Annotated in this window: 14 protein-coding genes and 1 riboswitch; of the genes, 10 read left to right on the top strand and 4 right to left on the bottom strand. The window is 58.2% G+C overall.

Features of this window, described 5'->3' with window-relative positions:
- Positions 1-7 precede the first annotated feature (7 nt).
- On the top strand, positions 8-448 hold the full coding sequence (locus tag QQX03_RS00295; protein WP_285975903.1) for a GFA family protein: 441 nt from the start codon (positions 8-10) through the stop codon (positions 446-448).
- A gap of 3 nt (positions 449-451) precedes the next feature.
- On the opposite strand, the gene QQX03_RS00300 is transcribed toward QQX03_RS00295, so the two are convergent.
- Positions 452-763 (bottom strand): HPF/RaiA family ribosome-associated protein, encoded by a 312-nt coding sequence (locus QQX03_RS00300; RefSeq protein WP_285975904.1) that lies wholly within the window; start codon positions 761-763, stop codon positions 452-454.
- Between the two features lie 383 nt (positions 764-1,146).
- On the opposite strand from QQX03_RS00300, the gene QQX03_RS00305 reads away from it, so the two are divergent.
- The 3 genes from QQX03_RS00305 to QQX03_RS00315 are packed head-to-tail and all read left to right on the top strand — an operon-like array spanning position 1,147 to position 2,666.
- A complete protein-coding gene (locus tag QQX03_RS00305) occupies positions 1,147-1,548 on the top strand; it encodes a hypothetical protein (RefSeq protein WP_285975905.1) in 402 nt (133 codons plus the stop codon).
- Positions 1,549-1,573: 25 nt separating this feature from the next.
- Positions 1,574-2,059: a YaiI/YqxD family protein gene (locus tag QQX03_RS00310; RefSeq protein ID WP_285975906.1), complete on the top strand. Its 486-nt coding sequence runs from the start codon at positions 1,574-1,576 to the stop codon at positions 2,057-2,059.
- A 25-nt stretch (positions 2,060-2,084) separates the two neighbouring features.
- Positions 2,085-2,666 carry a lipocalin family protein gene (locus tag QQX03_RS00315; RefSeq protein WP_285975907.1) on the top strand — a complete coding sequence of 194 codons (582 nt, stop codon included), beginning with the start codon at positions 2,085-2,087 and terminating at the stop codon, positions 2,664-2,666.
- Positions 2,667-2,795: 129 nt separating this feature from the next.
- Here the strand turns inward: QQX03_RS00315 and thiC are convergent, their stop codons facing one another.
- The gene (gene thiC / locus QQX03_RS00320) at positions 2,796-4,703 is read right to left on the bottom strand and encodes a phosphomethylpyrimidine synthase ThiC (RefSeq protein ID WP_285975908.1); all 1,908 of its coding nucleotides are present in this window, start codon (positions 4,701-4,703) and stop codon (positions 2,796-2,798) included.
- 34 nt (positions 4,704-4,737) lie between these two features.
- Positions 4,738-4,850: riboswitch (TPP riboswitch) on the bottom strand.
- Between the two features lie 185 nt (positions 4,851-5,035).
- On the opposite strand from thiC, the gene QQX03_RS00325 reads away from it, so the two are divergent.
- From QQX03_RS00325 to QQX03_RS00335, 3 genes are all read left to right on the top strand, one after another.
- Positions 5,036-5,290, top strand: coding sequence for a hypothetical protein (locus tag QQX03_RS00325; protein ID WP_285975909.1), 255 nt, complete (start codon positions 5,036-5,038; stop codon positions 5,288-5,290).
- 147 nt (positions 5,291-5,437) lie between these two features.
- A complete protein-coding gene (locus tag QQX03_RS00330) occupies positions 5,438-6,556 on the top strand; it encodes an NAD(P)H-dependent flavin oxidoreductase (protein WP_285975910.1) in 1,119 nt (372 codons plus the stop codon).
- A complete protein-coding gene (locus tag QQX03_RS00335; protein WP_285975911.1) occupies positions 6,553-7,902 on the top strand; it encodes a flavin-containing monooxygenase in 1,350 nt (449 codons plus the stop codon). Before QQX03_RS00330 ends, QQX03_RS00335 begins: the two co-directional genes overlap by 4 nt.
- 5 nt (positions 7,903-7,907) lie before the next feature.
- On the opposite strand, the gene QQX03_RS00340 is transcribed toward QQX03_RS00335, so the two are convergent.
- Together QQX03_RS00340 and QQX03_RS00345 are read right to left on the bottom strand one after the other, a co-directional pair.
- Complete coding sequence (locus QQX03_RS00340; RefSeq protein WP_285975912.1) at positions 7,908-9,731, bottom strand: DUF3604 domain-containing protein; 1,824 nt, start codon at positions 9,729-9,731, stop codon at positions 7,908-7,910.
- A gap of 86 nt (positions 9,732-9,817) precedes the next feature.
- A complete protein-coding gene (locus QQX03_RS00345) occupies positions 9,818-11,092 on the bottom strand; it encodes a metal-dependent hydrolase family protein (protein ID WP_285975913.1) in 1,275 nt (424 codons plus the stop codon).
- Between the two features lie 140 nt (positions 11,093-11,232).
- Between QQX03_RS00345 and QQX03_RS00350 the strand changes: the two genes are divergently transcribed.
- From QQX03_RS00350 to QQX03_RS00360, 3 genes are all read left to right on the top strand, one after another.
- Positions 11,233-13,302 carry a S9 family peptidase gene (locus tag QQX03_RS00350; protein WP_285975914.1) on the top strand — a complete coding sequence of 690 codons (2,070 nt, stop codon included), beginning with the start codon at positions 11,233-11,235 and terminating at the stop codon, positions 13,300-13,302.
- A gap of 367 nt (positions 13,303-13,669) precedes the next feature.
- Positions 13,670-14,878, top strand: coding sequence for a lycopene beta-cyclase CrtY (gene crtY, locus QQX03_RS00355; RefSeq protein ID WP_285975915.1), 1,209 nt, complete (start codon positions 13,670-13,672; stop codon positions 14,876-14,878).
- Positions 14,875-16,440: a phytoene desaturase gene (locus QQX03_RS00360; RefSeq protein ID WP_285975916.1), complete on the top strand. Its 1,566-nt coding sequence runs from the start codon at positions 14,875-14,877 to the stop codon at positions 16,438-16,440. The genes crtY and QQX03_RS00360 overlap by 4 nt, the downstream gene beginning before the upstream one ends.

The following is a 16,440-nucleotide window of genomic DNA, read 5'->3' on the forward strand; positions in this document are numbered from 1 at the left end:
AAAGGCAATGTCAGGCACTCACGAACAAATCACAGGCCACTGTCTTTGCGGCGCAGTTACAGTCACCGCCACGCCCGCCAAGCCGCATCTGGAGGCATGCCATTGCGAAATGTGCCGTCGCTGGTGCGGCAGCGCCTATCTGGCCGTACAAAGCGACACCGCGCCGCGCTTCTCAGGCGAGGAGCATATTACCCGCTTCAAATCGTCAAACTGGGCAGAGCGCGGTTTCTGCAGCAAGTGCGGCAGCAACCTGTTCTACTGCTTTACCCCAACGGGCAGCTATTCCTTCCTGGCCGGTTTATTTGACGATCTTGGCGACATGACGCTGGGTGCAGAGATCTTTGTCGACGAACAGCCCGACTATTATTCCTTCGCGCAAGAGACGACCCGCAGGACCGGGCCAGAGCTGATTGCTGAAGCGAAAGAGGCCGGTTTTACCTTCGACTGATCGTTATATCACCTTGTCTGGGCGCTGATCATGCTTGTGGCGTTCTTCCCGGCCCAGCACACGTTCCAGCCGCTGTGCCATCGTATTGGCCGCCTTGCGCGCAGCCGTATCCACATCGGCCGCATGCTCGGTGACACCAATTGGCCGGTCACCGCGCGGACGCACTTCGATCGTGCATGTCTTGTCATCTGCGCCGCCTTTTCGGCCGTTTTCATCCGACACATGCACCTCGACCCGGGTTAACCGTTCTTCAAACCGCGCGAGTTTGGCACGTACCTGATTTTCGATCCGCTCTGCGACGTTGTCTGTACCCATTACGGAACTGTCCGAATTGAACTAAAATTGCATTATCTTGCGTTCCTCTCTCTAACTGCCCCTATCCTATAGATATGGGTATGAAGCGCGCCGGTTTCCAGCGATTTCGGCGGCGCGGACCCAATCCCCAATCCAACAACATGGAACACTTGGAACACTGTCCAGAGCGCAGAAAGCTCTCCGCCCGCACGAGAGGGAACGGGCCGCCACAGTAAGCCTATTGCAATCGGTTCGCAAAGAAATGACGTAGCAAGAGTCACGCCCGCATATGGGCAAATTTCGCGCGAGTAGGGAAGCCGGCGCATCCCCGGAGACGCCGCTCCATTGCGTGATTGCGGGCCAATGGCTAACGCTGGTCGCAAGCTGATAGGGGAGCTTAAACAGTGATCACCAATTTACCTGATACCTTGCTGCGTTACCGCATAGTTCTGGGTATACTTGCCTTGATCGTTTGCGCTGCCACATGGGCACTTGACCTCACTGAATTGGTCTATGAATGCCCGTTTTGCCGCGCGCAGCGCACCGTCATCGGCCTGTTAGGGCTAATCATCCTGTTGCCATGGTATCGCCATTGGCTGAGCCGCTACCTCGCCGCGATCTTCGCGGTGTTCGGCCTTGTGGTGGGATCGACGCAGCACTTTCGCGGCTGGGCACGAATTTCTGCAGGCGAATTCGAATGGGGTCAGCAGTGGTACATCAACCCATGGCTGCTGTCTGGCTGCGCGATTTTCATCATCATGGCCCTGCTTCTGTTGATCTGGCGGGACAGCCCGGCCGCTGAATAAGCCGGATTTGATGCTAGCGCGCGCCATGAACCTTCCAATCCCCGGGCCGATCACCATCCTCGTCGATGCCGATGCCTGCCCGGTGAAAGAGGAGATTTACCGCGTGGCCGACCGGTTCAAAGCCGAGGTGCGCGTGGTCAGCAACTCCCCCTTCCGCGTGCCGGTGAGCGATCGGGTGAAGCGGGTGGTCGTGAGCGATGGCTTCGACGCAGCGGATGACTGGATTGCGGAAAATGCGAACGCGCGGAGCGTGGTTGTCACCGCCGACATATTGCTGGCCGAGCGCTGCCTGAAGGCAGGCGCGAGCGTGCTCAAGCACAATGGCCAGCGGTTTGACGCCAGCTCCATCGGCAGCGCAATTGCGACCCGCGCGATCATGGAGGATTTGCGCGCCGGGATGGCCGGAATGGATGGAAGCATCGGAGGCGGCCCGCCACCCTTCAACAAGGCAGACCGCAGCCGTTTCCTGCAAGAATTGGACAATGTGCTGGTGAAACTCGCGCGGAACTAGCGCCGCCCTCACGGATTATAAAGGCATGGATCACCGGACATCACGTCAAGCCCTATTCGGCGGCGCATTCGCCGCTGCATCCTTGTTGCTGTCAGCCTGCGTCGGCTCGCCCGGTCCGGTTGGCAATGCCAGCGTGCCCGAACCGGCCAAGCCCGTCAGCCTGAGCGAATATCTCGGCAAATGGTACGAATACGGGCGCTATGAAGCACCGTTTCAAGAGGGCTGCGAAGCCGTGACGGCGGAATATTCGCTGCGCGATGATGAGAAGATCAAAGTGGTCAATTCGTGCCGCAAAGGCGCGCTTGATGGCGAGTTTGATCAGTCGACCGGCAAGGCCAAGGTGGTCGAAGGCTCGGACGGCGCGAAGCTCAAAGTGAGCTTCTTCGGCCCATTCTACGGCGATTACTGGGTGCTGGATCGCGGGGAGCCAGGCGCAGACGGGCTGTATGACTGGTCCATCGTGGGCGAGCCTAGCGGGCGGTATTTGTGGATGCTGACACGAGAGCCACAACCCGATGCAGAGCTGCGCGCGCTGCTGGAAGCGCGGGTCAAGGAATTGGGGTATGACTGGATTCTCGTGCGCCTGACACAGCAACCGGCGGGCTGATCTTCCGCGCGCAGGCAGAACAGTTTGCCGAATTCATGCGAGTTATCCGGAAAACAGGCGTAGGACGGGTGCGGGGCATTCCGCCCTTATTGGAAATGACATGGCCAAAGGCCAGTGCCAGCCTGCGCATCAGGCTTCGCCCTCCGGCAAATACAGCTTCTGGCCCATGTCCTTATACTTGGCGCTCATCTCCGCCATGCCTTTGAGTGCAGCCTGCTTGCTCGCCTCTGCCGCTTCCGCGCCTGATTGCCCGCTTTCAAGGAAGCTGTCCGCGCCCTGATTCTGCCGCCCTGCGAACTCGCGCACTTCCTGGCTGATCTTCATCGAGCAGAATTTCGGCCCGCACATGGAGCAGAAATGGGCGGTCTTCGCGCCCTCTGCCGGTAGGGTCTGATCGTGATATTGCTCGGCCGTTTCGGGATCGAGCGACAGGTTGAACTGGTCACGCCAGCGGAACTCGAACCGCGCCTTGCTCAATGCATCATCGCGCACCTTTGCCGCCGGATGCCCCTTCGCCAAATCTGCCGCGTGCGCGGCGAGCTTGTAAGTGATCACGCCGACCTTCACATCGTCCCGATCGGGCAGGCCAAGGTGTTCCTTCGGCGTGACGTAGCAAAGCATCGCTGTGCCGTACCAGCCGATTTGCGCTGCACCGATGCCGCTGGTGATGTGGTCATACCCCGGCGCAATATCGGTGACGAGCGGCCCGAGCGTGTAGAAGGGTGCTTCGCCGCACACCTCCAGCTGCTTGTCCATATTCTCCTTGATCTTGTTCATGGGCACATGGCCCGGCCCTTCGATCATGACCTGCACGTCTTCCTTCCACGCGCGGTGGGTCAGCTCGCCCAGAGTGTAGAGTTCTGCGAATTGCGCTTCGTCATTGGCGTCCGCGATGGAGCCGGGGCGCAGGCCGTCGCCCAGTGAATAGGCGATATCATAGGCCTTCATGATCTCTGTGATTTCGTCGAAATGCTCGTAAAGGAAGCTCTCCTTGTGGTGCGCAAGGCACCATTTCGCCATGATTGATCCGCCGCGGCTGACGATGCCGGTCACGCGGTTTGCGGCGAGCGGGACATAGGGCAGGCGCACACCCGCATGGATGGTGAAATAGTCGACACCTTGCTCTGCCTGTTCGATCAGCGTGTCTCGGAAGATTTCCCAGGTCAGTTCCTCGGCAATGCCGCCGACTTTCTCCAGCGCCTGATAAATCGGGACAGTGCCGATGGGCACGGGGCTGTTGCGGATGATCCATTCGCGCGTGTCGTGAATGTTGCGGCCCGTTGACAGGTCCATCACCGTGTCCGCGCCCCAACGGATTGACCAGACCATCTTGTCGACTTCGTTCGCGACGTCTGACGCGACGGCGGAGTTGCCGATATTGGCGTTGATCTTTACCAAAAAATTGCGCCCGATCGCCATCGGTTCGGTTTCGGGGTGGTTGATGTTGTTGGGGATGATCGCGCGGCCGCGCGCCACTTCATCGCGCACGAATTCCGGCGTGATCAGTTCCGGAATGCTCGCACCCCAGCTCTGCGTGCCAGCGCGGTTGGCGGCAATCAGCTCTGCGGCCATTTCGCGGCCCAGACTCTCCCGCTCGGCGACATATTCCATTTCGGGCGTGATAATGCCGCGGCGGGCATAGTGCATCTGGCTGACGTTCATACCGGCCTTAGCGCGCAGCGGGCGCTTAACCACATTTGGGAAGGCTGGCACACCGCCGCTGCGATCAGGGCCGAGCTGCCCATTATCTTCCGGCCTTACTTCGCGGCCGTCATATTCCTCCACATCACCGCGTGCCATGATCCAGTCACGTCTCAGCCCAGGCAGGCCAGCCTGAATGTCAATATTGGCTTCCTGGTCTGTGTATGGGCCGGAGGTATCGTACACCCGCAAGCTAGGTTCGCCGCCCTCAAGGTCAATCTCGCGCATCGCAACGCGGATGCCGGAGCCGGTGCGCGCGCCCACGTGGATTTTACGGCTGCCCCGAATTGACCCTGTCGTTACGCCTATTTCCAGCTTACTGTTGATATCGGCCATGCGAAGTCTCTCCTACTGACGGAGTGGGGACTTCAGGCGGGTTGCCCTCCGCTCCCTCCGCCGATGCTAATCGGTTCAGGTTCAACGAGTCGTGTGGAGCATACCCACACCTCTCAGCCATTTGTGCTGGCTCCCCGGGGATGAACTGAGTTTATACCTCTGCAAGCTCGCAGTAAAGCGTGGCCTGGGAGAGACTCTGAAAAATAGCGACAACGGCAAAGGCGGATAACCGCCCAATCGCTCCGATCGATCTAAGCTAGAATGCTCTTTATATTAATAACCGCTGGCACGCCCCCTTTGCCGAGCTACGCCGTATCGCACCGCTCAGCTACATGCCGGAAAGCCCCTTTGGCGCTTATTGGTCTGCCGCCACGCATGACCTTATCCAGCAAATCGAACTGGATCATGAGGCTTGGTCTTCATCCTGGCAGAAGGGCAATATCACGATCGCAGATGGTGTAGGCGATATCGATTTCCCCAATTTCATCGCGCAGCATCCGCCGATCGATACTGCGCAGCGCAAGGTAATCGCTCCCGGCTACACGACCCGGCCGGGGGAATTTCAGTCACCGGGCGACGTTGACTAATAATCGATGCAGCTGTGTGTCGACGGGCTGACTGGCGGGTGATCACGCTGGTCAGCCCGCTTTTTTTGCGCGCACACAACCCTCTCAAATGCGCGACTCGGCAACCTTGAATTCGCGCGCTAGTGCTATGATCCAAGGGAGAGATAAATGCCGTTTCGCATGTCAGATATGGTGGGATGTGAATTCCCGCTGTTTGCATTCTCGCATTGCCGCGACGTTGTCGCAGCGGTCAGCCGGGCCGGCGGCTTCGGCGTGCTGGGCGCGGTCAGCTTCACACCCGAACAGCTGGAGACAGAGCTTAAGTGGATCGACGACAATATCGACGGCATGCCATACGGCGTGGATGTGCTGATCCCGGAAGTGCAAGCGGTCGATCACTCAGTCACGGCTGACGAAGTTGTCGCCGCAATCCCGCAGCAATATCGCGACTTCACGCGCCAAATCCTGCGCGAGGCGGGGCTCGATGAGGGCGGCGCAGCGCCGCTAGGCGGCGCGCAACAGCCGAATACCTCTCTAGGGCAGGAACTGCTTGAGGTCAGCTTCAACCACCCTGTGCAGCTTATCGCCAATGCGCTGGGCACGGCACCGCCGCAGATGATCGAGGCAGGAAAGAAGCACGGCATTCCTGTCGCAGCGCTGGTGGGAGCCAAAGAACACGCCATGAAGCAGATCGACGCGGGCGTAGATATCATCGTCGCGCAGGGCGGCGAAGGCGGCGGACATTGCGGCGAAGTCAGCACAATAGTGCTGATCCCTGAAGTTTTGCAGGCGATCGAGGATGCCGGTGCGGATATTCCGGTGCTTGCGGCAGGCGGCATCATGAACGGGCGGCAAATGGCGGGCATGATGGCGATGGGCGCGGCGGGTGCATGGTGCGGCAGTGTGTGGCTCGCCACCACCGAAGCCGAAACGCACGAGATCTTCCGCGAGAAGATGGTTCAGGCGACCAGTCGCGACACGATCCGTTCAAAGCATCGCACCGGCAAATATTCGCGGCAATTGCGCAGCGGCTGGCACGCCATGTGGGAAGAGGCAGGCTTACCCGCACTGCCGATGCCGTTGATGATGTTGCTGTCAGAACCCGCACTTCGCACCATCGACAAGGCCGCGGTGAGTGGCAATCCGAAGGCGCAAGAGCTGTGCTCTTACTTTGTCGGGCAAGGCGTGGGGCTGGTTCGCGAAGTCACCTCCGCCGGACAGGTTGTGCAGGATTTCAAACAGGATTTCGTTGCGGGTTACGAGAACCTGGCGGGAGCGCTGGAATGAACGGTTCGCCCAAGGTCTGCATAATCGGTGCGGGTTGCAGCGGTTTCACGACTGCCAAACGGCTGAAAGATTTCGGCATACCCTTCGATGTATTCGAAGCCTCTGACGATATCGGCGGAACCTGGTATTACGACAACCCCAACGGCATGTCGGCCTGCTACAAAAGCTTGCACATCGACACGTCGAAATGGCGGCTGGCATTTGAAGATTTTCCTGTGCCCGATGATTGGCCGGACTATCCGCATCACGCGCAGCTGCTGAAGTACTTTCACGACTACGTCGATCATTTTGGCTTGCGCGAACACATCGCATTCAACACGCGAGTCGAGAAGGCGCAGCGGCGCGAGGGTGGCGGCTGGGATATCACGCTCTCGAACGGTGAGACGCGGCAGTATGACGCCTTGGCGGTTGCAAACGGCCACCACTGGGCTGCGCGGATTTCAGACTATCCGGGCGAGTTTACTGGCGAGCAATTCCATTCACACAGCTATCGCAGCCCGTTCGAACCCGCTGATTGTGTTGGCAAACGCGTGCTGGTGGTGGGCATGGGCAATTCCGCGATGGACATCGCTAGCGAGCTGTCGCAGCGCCCGATTGCTGAGCGGCTGTTTGTATCCGCGCGGCGCGGTGTGTGGGTGCTGCCCAAATATTACAACGGCCAGCCGCTCGACAAGAATCCGGCGCCTGCCTGGATGCCGAAATCGCTGAGCCAATGGCTCGGCACGCGGTTCATCAAGAAGCTGGTAGGCAAGATGAGCGATTATGGCTTGCCAGACCCCGAAATCGGCCCGTTTGAGAGCCACGCGACGGTATCGGGCGAATTCCTGCTGCGCGCGGGCTCAGGTGACATCGCGATGAAACCGGGGATCGAGCGGCTGGACGGCGATAGCGTAGTTTTCACTGATGGCTCGCGCGAACAGGTGGATGTGATCATCTGGGCGACGGGTTATGACATCAAATTCCCGTTCTTCGACGATCCCCAATTCACTGCTGACAGCGACAATCGCCCGCCGCCGCTGTTCAAGCGGATCATGAAACCCGATGCGCCAGACCTTTTTTATATGGGTCTCGCTCAGCCACTTCCGACATTGGTCAACTTTGCCGAGCAACAGTCAAAGCTGGTCGCAGCCTATCTGGCGGGCGAATATGCGCCCCCTTCCTCATCGGAAATGTATGACATTATCGCAGCGGACGAAGCCTATCACACAGGGCAATATTACGCCGCGCGGCGGCACACGATCCAGCTCGACTTTGACCACTACGTGCGCGACTTGCTCAAAGAAATCGAGCGCGGCAAGAAGCGCGCTGAAGGCGCAGGCAAACACCGATCGCTGGAATCTGCCTAAGCGGCTTAGCCGCCCACCCAAATCGGAGAGCTCCACGCGCGTTCTTGGATCGTCAGCTCCAGGCCATCACGCACAGGCAGCCCTAGCCGGTTTGCTTCCCAAGTTGACCAGCGACAAGTCGGCCGTTCGATCGCACGCAGATAGTAGAATGCGCGGCGATCAGGATTGTAATCCGGCTCTTGCCATCGCGCGGTCAATTGCGCCGCGCCATAGCTCGATGGGGTCGTGCAAGTATTGGTATCAACGCCAGAGCGCATTGCAGGGCAGCGATGCGTGCGCCTGTCCGGCGTGCCAACAGCGCAAGCAATGTCATAGACTTGTTCTTGCAGGTCGCCATCGTCATCGACCCATCCGCGAATAAGCTGCAAACGCTCCAGGCCTGCACCGTCAGGGTCTTTCATCGCTTCAGCAAGGAAGGTTGGCGCACCCTCCCCATGACTGCCCAGATCACCTCCCATGGGGACACCGCCCGCATAGGCGAGACGGGCAAAATCATCGCGATCAAAAATATCAGCAGGATAGCCATGGCCTGCAAACAACCGCGCTTTGATCCGCGGGCCGGATGTCGCGAACGTCTCTTTGCGGCGGAACGCGTCGTAGATGTCTTCGCGGTTGTTCTGCTCCGCCCAAACGCCCGCCAGCCCCGCTGCGCTCCATTTATAAAACGGCGTGGCGGCTGCACCTTCGAGCCCAAGGTCCGCATCCGATGCCACCACGCGGCGGCCCGCGGGCGTCCCGTCAAGCGCGCCGGTTTTGCCAAAGAATCGATCTTCATCGACAGGACCACCGCCATTATGTGTGTCGGAGGAACCGATCAGTCCGAACTCGTATGGGTTTACCCCCAATTGCCGCTCTAGCGTGAGGCCCCGTTGTAATGCTTGGCGAATATAGCTGCCAGACGTCCGGCCCTTGATATCGGTTCCGATCAGCGTCTCGTAGACTTCGAAATTGGCCCATTCGTCATTGGGCGAAAGCAAGGGGTGCGTGTCAGATGTGCCTTTAACCTGGCTCATCTCGACAATCGGTTCGTTGCGCATCCGCTGCCGCGCATATTCGGCCGTGATCGGGCCACCATCATAGGTCGTCATCTCGAACATCTTGCCGTTCGAGACATTGGAATTGTGCGGGATGGCGAGCCCTTCGATCCCTTTGCCACGTAAGGCATCGAGCCAGCTCCACAGACCTTCCGGATTTTGCGAATCGAAACTGTTGAACGGGAGATTGGGCCGATTCACACCACGAAACAGCACGATCCGGTGCAAATTCTGGTTGCTGGGAGCACTGGTGAACTCGTAGCCGTGAAAGGTCGTGAACTCGCCTGGCTTATAATATCGCTCTGTCGCGGCGTTGATCTCCGCCCATGTCGAACGCATCACGTCAACATCGTAAGCTTCCTCAAGCTTTTCGCCCGAACGCAGCGTACCCGCAATCTTTCCGAAAGCCTCCGAAATCTTCTCGCGAACGCTAGAGAACATGTCTGCGGCGTATTCCAGCAGCGAAAGCGGGTGGTTTTCATCATCCATCGCAGGGAGAACGCCAAGATACTCGGCGTGGTCGGTCACAGCGTAGAAATCGAGCGCGCCGCCTTTCAGCGCAATGTCGTAACCAGCCATGTGCCGGATCGTTTCCCCGCGCGCATAGCGATAGGCATCATCGGGCGTGGCACGAATGCCGAAGATGTAGGCGTCAAACGAATTGCGCGAATGAACATGCACATCGCCAAACAGTGCCTGCCTTCGTTCAGGTACATCAGCTTGCGCTGGAACGAGCGGCGTGACCATCGCAGCCCCTGCAAACAATGCTCCCGCGAAACGCATCAGGTGCGCCATTGACCCTCTCCCTTCTTCTCCCCGGAGAGAGAGTGCACTTCGCAAGAAAGATTGTCCAGCCTTTGGCTTGGCCCGGGATCAGGTGATCATTCGACCACGCGCCCTCGCACCATCACCCAATCGACATTCTCCAGCACGCTCACATCTTCAAGCGGATTGCCTTTCACTGCGATGATATCGGCTGAGAAACCCGGCGCGATGCGACCGATCTCGTCTTCCATGCCGAGCACTTCAGCGGCACCTGTGGTCGCGCTGGCAAGCACTTCCCTATCCGACATGCCACCATTGCGCATCAAGGCCAGTTCGCCTGCATTCAAGCCGTGCGAGAATACACCAGCGTCCGTGCCAAACGCCACTTTCACATCATACATGATTGCGCGCTCGATGATGCTTTCAGCAAAGGCGGCAACCTGCTGTACCTTGTCTTCTACCACTGGCGTATAAATGCCCTTGCCAAGCCTTTGCTTGATGCCCTGGAACGCCATTAACGTAGGGATCAGTACAGTCCCGTTCTCGCGCATCGCCTTGCCTGCCGCTTCATCAATATAGGTGCCATGCTCGATAGTCTGCACGCCGGCCTTTGCCGCCGCTTCGATCCCGCGTGCGCCGTGTGCGTGGGCCGCAACCTCCAGTCCCAATGAATTGGCCGCCTTTACAATCGCGCGCATCTCTGCGTCGGTAAAATGCGCTTCCAGCCCGCGGCCTTGCTGCGACAATACACCGCCGGTCGCGGTGATCTTGATCAGGTCAGCGCCATATTTCGATGCCAGCCTCACTTTCTCTGAACACTCAATCGGGCCAGTGCAGGAAAAGTCATTGTCCAGCGCATCATTCACATGCTCATTGAAGCCGTTGGTGTCTCCGTGGCCGCCAACAATTGCGATCGTACGCGTAGAGGCAATAATGCGCGGACCAGGCACAAAACCTTCAGCGGTTGCACGGCGCAAAGACTGCATCACCTGATCGCTGCGTGCACCCAGATCGCGAATGGTGGTAAATCCGGCAAGCGCTGTGATGCGCGCATTCTTGGCCGCAACAAATGAATACCATTCCGCCGGATTGACAGCAGCGTCGCGAAAATCACCACCCGGATCGCCGGATAGATGCGTATGCAGGTCGATCAGACCGGGCATGACAGTGTGTTCATCAAGATGCACCATAGTGGCGCCTTCTGGCGTTGGCGAAAAGCCATCCACAATGCTGACGATTTTTCCGTCAGTCACCGTGATCGTGGCCGGCCCGCTTGGCCGGCTATCCGCATCGGTTAGCACCGCCCCTGCATGGATAATTGTAGTGTCGGCCAGCGCCGGGCTGCTCATTAAAGCCACTGCTGCCGCCATCAGTCCCGAGAAAACACGCATATTTATCTCCCTTTCGGGACCTGTGTTGCGCGTTCTGCATTGAGGATACAAGGGGCGGATTTGCCCGTTCCGTCATTTGAATTTCCCCGCATTGCCGCTATCAGGCGCGCAACAGTCAATCACGAGAGGACAATTTTCTTATGAATCGCATGGCTTTGAGTGCTGCGACTCTGCTCGCATCTGTCTCTATTGCGGCGACCGCTTCAGCCCGCCCGATGACGCCGGAAGATGTCGCCAAGATCGAAAGCATCGGCGCTATCGCTGTGTCGCCTGATGGAACACGCATCGCTTACACTACCGCCAGCCTACCTGATGTAAGCGAAGGCGAAGACAATGGCGGCTTCGAGCAAGTCCTGAAAGTTGCAACCGGCCCGAACACGTCAACAGTATATCTGCGGGAAGATGTCAGCCCGAGTGGCGTTCAATTCAGCCCCGATGGCAGCATGGTCAGCTTCACCTGGAGCGCTGAAGGTGAAGATAACGCCGTATGGGGCGTGCCAGTAGCCGGCGGTACCTATCGCAAACTTGCGGAAATCGCTGATAGCGATGTCCTGTCTTATGTGTGGGGCCCGAATGGCAACAGCATCTTCATGCTGGCCACCGCGGAAGAAGACAAACAGCGCACCGAGCAACGTAAAGCTGGTTTCAATTCTGTCGTCTATGAAGAAGAGGCACGCCTGCGCCGCCTGTTCGAAGCCAAGGTTGGCGAAGAAGTGGACGCGGAACCACGCCAGATTCCTGTCCCTGCCTACGTGACCGGTTTCGACATCACACCCGATGGCAAGACAGGCATCGTGCAGAGCAAGCCGACCCCGCAGATCGACGACACTTACACATCATTGCGCGTCCACATCATCGACCTGGCCGATGGCAATGTGAAGGCTATCGTACCGACGCCGGGCAAGCTGGGCGACGTGGAAGTCTCACCTGACGGCACGCAACTCTCCATGATTGCTGGCGTCGACAAACACGATCCGGCGGAAACCACGCTGCATCTGGTCGATGTCGCAACCGGCAATTACCGCGCGCTCAACGAAGGCGCTGCTGAAGCAACAGTTGATGCAGAATGGATGGCCAATGGCCGCCTCGCAACCATCGTGCATGTCGGCGCGCAAAGCGTTCTGCGCATCTACAACGCCGATGGCAGCGTGCACCGAGAAGTCGATCCGGGTTCGCTGATACTGACCAGCGTCGAATCCGCCGGCGGCAAGGTTGCGGTTTCCGCCAACTCCCCCAAGCACCCTACCGAGTTGTTCGTATGGAACCCGCGCTTGCGCGCAAACGCATTCGAGCGGTGGACGTCACACAACCCGTGGCTGAGCGAGATCACCTTCGGGGAGCAGCGAATCTACACCTATACCGCGCGCGACGGACAACAGGTTCAAGGCGTACTGGTGCTGCCAGTCGGCGGTATTCCCGAGGGCGGTGCACCCACCATCATGAATGTCCATGGCGGTCCTGAGGCGCACGAATCGAACGGCTGGATTACAGCCTATTCGAAGCCGGGGCAGGTTGCCGCTGGCCAAGGCTATGCCGTGTTCCTGCCCAACTATCGCGGCTCAACCGGTTACGGCACCGCATTCTCTAAACAGCATCAGGGCAATTACACCGATCCTGAATTTGCCGACATCGTAGATGCGAAGCGGGCGCTAGTCGCCGAAGGCATTACCGATTCTGACCGCACCGGCATTACCGGCGGATCCTATGGTGGTTATGCATCGGCATGGGGCGCGACTTATCATTCTGCTGAATACGCGGCGTCTGTGATGTTCGTTGGCATTTCCAATCAGGTCAGCAAGTTCGGCACCGGCGACATCCCTTACGAGATGTACAATGTTCATAGCCGCGCTTGGCCGTGGGATGACTGGATGAAGATGCTCGAAGTGTCACCTGTCTATCACGTCGACAAGGCCAACACGCCAACACTGATCATGCATGGCGAGGAAGATACGCGCGTCGATCCGGGCCAAAGCCTGGAGCTTTATCGCGCGCTGAAGGTTCGCAAGCCTGACGTACCGGTGCGCTTGGTTTTCTATCCGGGCGAAGGTCACGGCAATCGCATGGCTGGCAGCCGCTATGACTACAATCTGCGTATGATGGAATGGTTCGAAACCTATCTCAAAACCGGCGACCGCAAGGCCGAAATGCCCGGCCCGCGCCCGCAGTTAGCGGATGGTGCCAAAGGCGCCGCAGCAGACGGTGGCGAATAGAGCGTCTCTGCACGACTAAAATCGAGGAAGGGGCGCTATCGGGCGGCCCTTTCTTTTTGGAGAACCACTAAGCTATCCAGAAAACACAGGCCACGCCGAATATGGCAGTAAACTGATCAGCTTCGCCGCGCCGCGAAGTGAAAGGCGCATCCGTAGGTCGACGGACGGTCCATATCTAGCAAGATGAACACCGCTAAGATTGAGATCGCGGCGGAGGCAAGAATCGCCTTGCGGCTGTGGATCAGTTTTCTATGATCCAAGTAAGAGGCATGGCTGCAGCGCATGCAAGGAAACCGCAGACAGGCTCTAGGGATTGCGCGCCACGCCATTGCCGCCGCATCGATGCTAGGGTAGGGGTTCTGCCACAATGAATGGGCGCGAAACCGATGTAGCAATTGTGGGCGGCGGACTCGCTGGCGGGCTGATCGCGCTGGCGCTGCATCGCGCACATCCCGAAATTCGATTCCAGCTGATAGAGGCGGGCAAGGCGCTTGGCGGGCATCACCGCTGGAGCTGGTTTGGCAGCGATCTTTCTGACGAAGGGAACTCGCTGCTGGATGGCTTTACCAAAACCGAATGGAATAATGGCTATGAAGTCGCTTTCCCTGATTATCATCGGTCAATGGAGGCAGGATACCGCTCGCTGTCCTCGGTTGACTTCGACGCTGCTTTGCGCGATCTCTTGCCTAATCAGTCCCTGCGCATTGACTGCAAAGTTAATCAGCTCGAAGCGACCGGTGTTACGCTAGAAAACGGCGAACGCGTTGCTGCCCGCGCAGTTATTGATTCTCGCAGTGTGCCGCCTTCAAAACATTTGCTGGGCGGCTGGCAGATCTTCACCGGACGTCATTTCAAATATGATCAGCCCCATGGGCTGTCGCAGCCGGTGATAATGGATGCGAGTGTCGATCAGCATACGCCAGCAGGCAATCATAGCGCCTATCGTTTTATGTATGTGCTGCCGCTGGCCAAGGATGAGCTGTTCTTGGAAGACACCTACTATGACGAGACCCGGGTACTTGACGAGGATTTGCTAAGTCGTCGGATCGATGAATATGCAGCAGAAAAGGGTTTCCGCAATGGGGTCGAGATAGGCCGTGAGAAAGGCATTTTGCCCGTCATCACTGGCGGCAATTTCGACGCCTATCGGGCCAGCATCGACATCCCGGGGGTTGCCATGGCGGGTGCGCGTGGCGGGTTCAGCCACCCGCTAACCAGCTACACTATGCCGATCGCTGTCGAGAACGCATTGGCGATCGCCTCTCATGCCCACTTGTCCGGCCCGCTGCTGGCGCATTTCGTCCGTGAACGTGCCAATAAACATTGGCGTAAGACGTCGATTTACCGCGCGCTGGGCCGAATGCTTTTCAAAGCTGCGGAACCAGAACGCCGTGTGGACATTTTTCAAAAGTTCTATCGGCTCCCACAAGATCTGATTGAGCGATTCTATGCGTGCCACACGACCTTGCCTGACAAGTTCCGCATCTTCACTGGCAAGCCGCCTGTACCTATTTCGCGTGCAATCCGCGCGCTTGCGAGCAAGGGGGATCCCTTGATCATGGAGAAAACCGAATGAACGCCGCCTCCACGCCAGTTACACCGCTGGTCCGCGCACCGCAAATAGCCGATCCTGCCAAATATGAAGGGAAGACGGCCTGCGTGATCGGATCCGGATTTGGCGGGATGGCACTTGCGATCCGGCTGCAATCAGCTGGCATCGCAACGACCGTTATTGAATCCCGCGATAAACCCGGCGGGCGGGCCTATTTCTGGGAAAAGGACGGCTTTATTTTCGATGGTGGGCCAACAGTTGTCACTGACCCCCCTTGCCTGAAAGAGCTTTGGGAAATCACCGGCCACGACATGGCCGAAGATGTTGAGCTGATGAAGGTAATGCCGTTCTACCGGCTCAACTGGCCCGACGGCACGAACTTCGATTATTCGAATGACGAAGAGAGCCTGAATGCAGAAATCGCAAAGCTCGACCCTGCCGATATCGCAGGCTATGCGGAATTCTTGGAATATGCCGCCGGCGTATACGAGGAAGGTTATCTGAAACTCGGCACCGTGCCCTTCCTCGATTTCAAAAGCATGCTGAAAGCCGCGCCCGCGCTGATCAAGAAACAGGCCTGGCGCAGCGTTTATTCCATGGTTTCAAGCTATGTAAAAAGTGAGAAGCTACGCGAAGCGCTGTCGTTCCACACGCTGCTGGTTGGCGGCAATCCGATGAACACCAGTGCGATTTACGCGCTGATTCACAAGCTGGAAAAAGATGGCGGCGTGTGGTGGACACGCGGCGGCACCAACCGCTTGATCGCCGGAATGGTGCGCCACTTCGAGCGACTAGGCGGTACGATGCGCGTGGGCGATGCCGTGACGCAGGTTCACACCATCGGCAACAAGGCGAGCGAAGTCGAAACCGCCAGCGGGTGGAAACAACGTTTTGACGCGGTCGCTTCGAATGCGGACATTATGCATTCCTATCGTGACCTGCTGAAAGGCACCAAGCGCGGCAAGGATTATGCGAAGTCTTTATCGCGCAAAAGCTTCAGCCCCGGACTGTTTGTGGTGCATTTCGGGCTTGAAGGCACATGGCCTGGCATCCCCCATCACATGATCCTGTTCGGACCGCGCTACAAAGGCCTGCTGGATGATATCTACAAGCAAGGTGTGCTGCCGCAGGATTTTAGCATCTATCTGCACCATCCCACGGTGACTGATCCCAGCATGGCGCCCAAGGGCAAGAGCACCTTCTACGCGCTGGTCCCGGTCGCTCATATGGGCAAACTGGCGGTGGATTGGGACGAAGTCGGCCCCATGCTTGAAAAGCGCATTCTGGATGAAATTGGGCGTCGTCTGATCCCTGACATCCATGACCGGATCGTGACCAAGTTCAGCTATGCACCAAATGATTTTGCGCATGACCTGAACGCCCATCTGGGCAGCGCTTTCAGCCTTGAGCCGGTGCTGTGGCAGAGCGCTTATCTGCGTGGTCACAACCGCGACGATTTGATCGACAATTTCTATCTTGTGGGCGCAGGCACGCATCCGGGTGCAGGCATTCCCGGCGTTGTCGGCAGCGCAAAAGCAACTGCGGGCTTGATGCTAGAAGACTTGGGCGTAAAGACGCCTGCGTGA

It is taken from the genome of Altererythrobacter rubellus (assembly GCF_030284385.1).
Lineage (GTDB): Bacteria > Pseudomonadota > Alphaproteobacteria > Sphingomonadales > Sphingomonadaceae > Erythrobacter > Erythrobacter rubellus.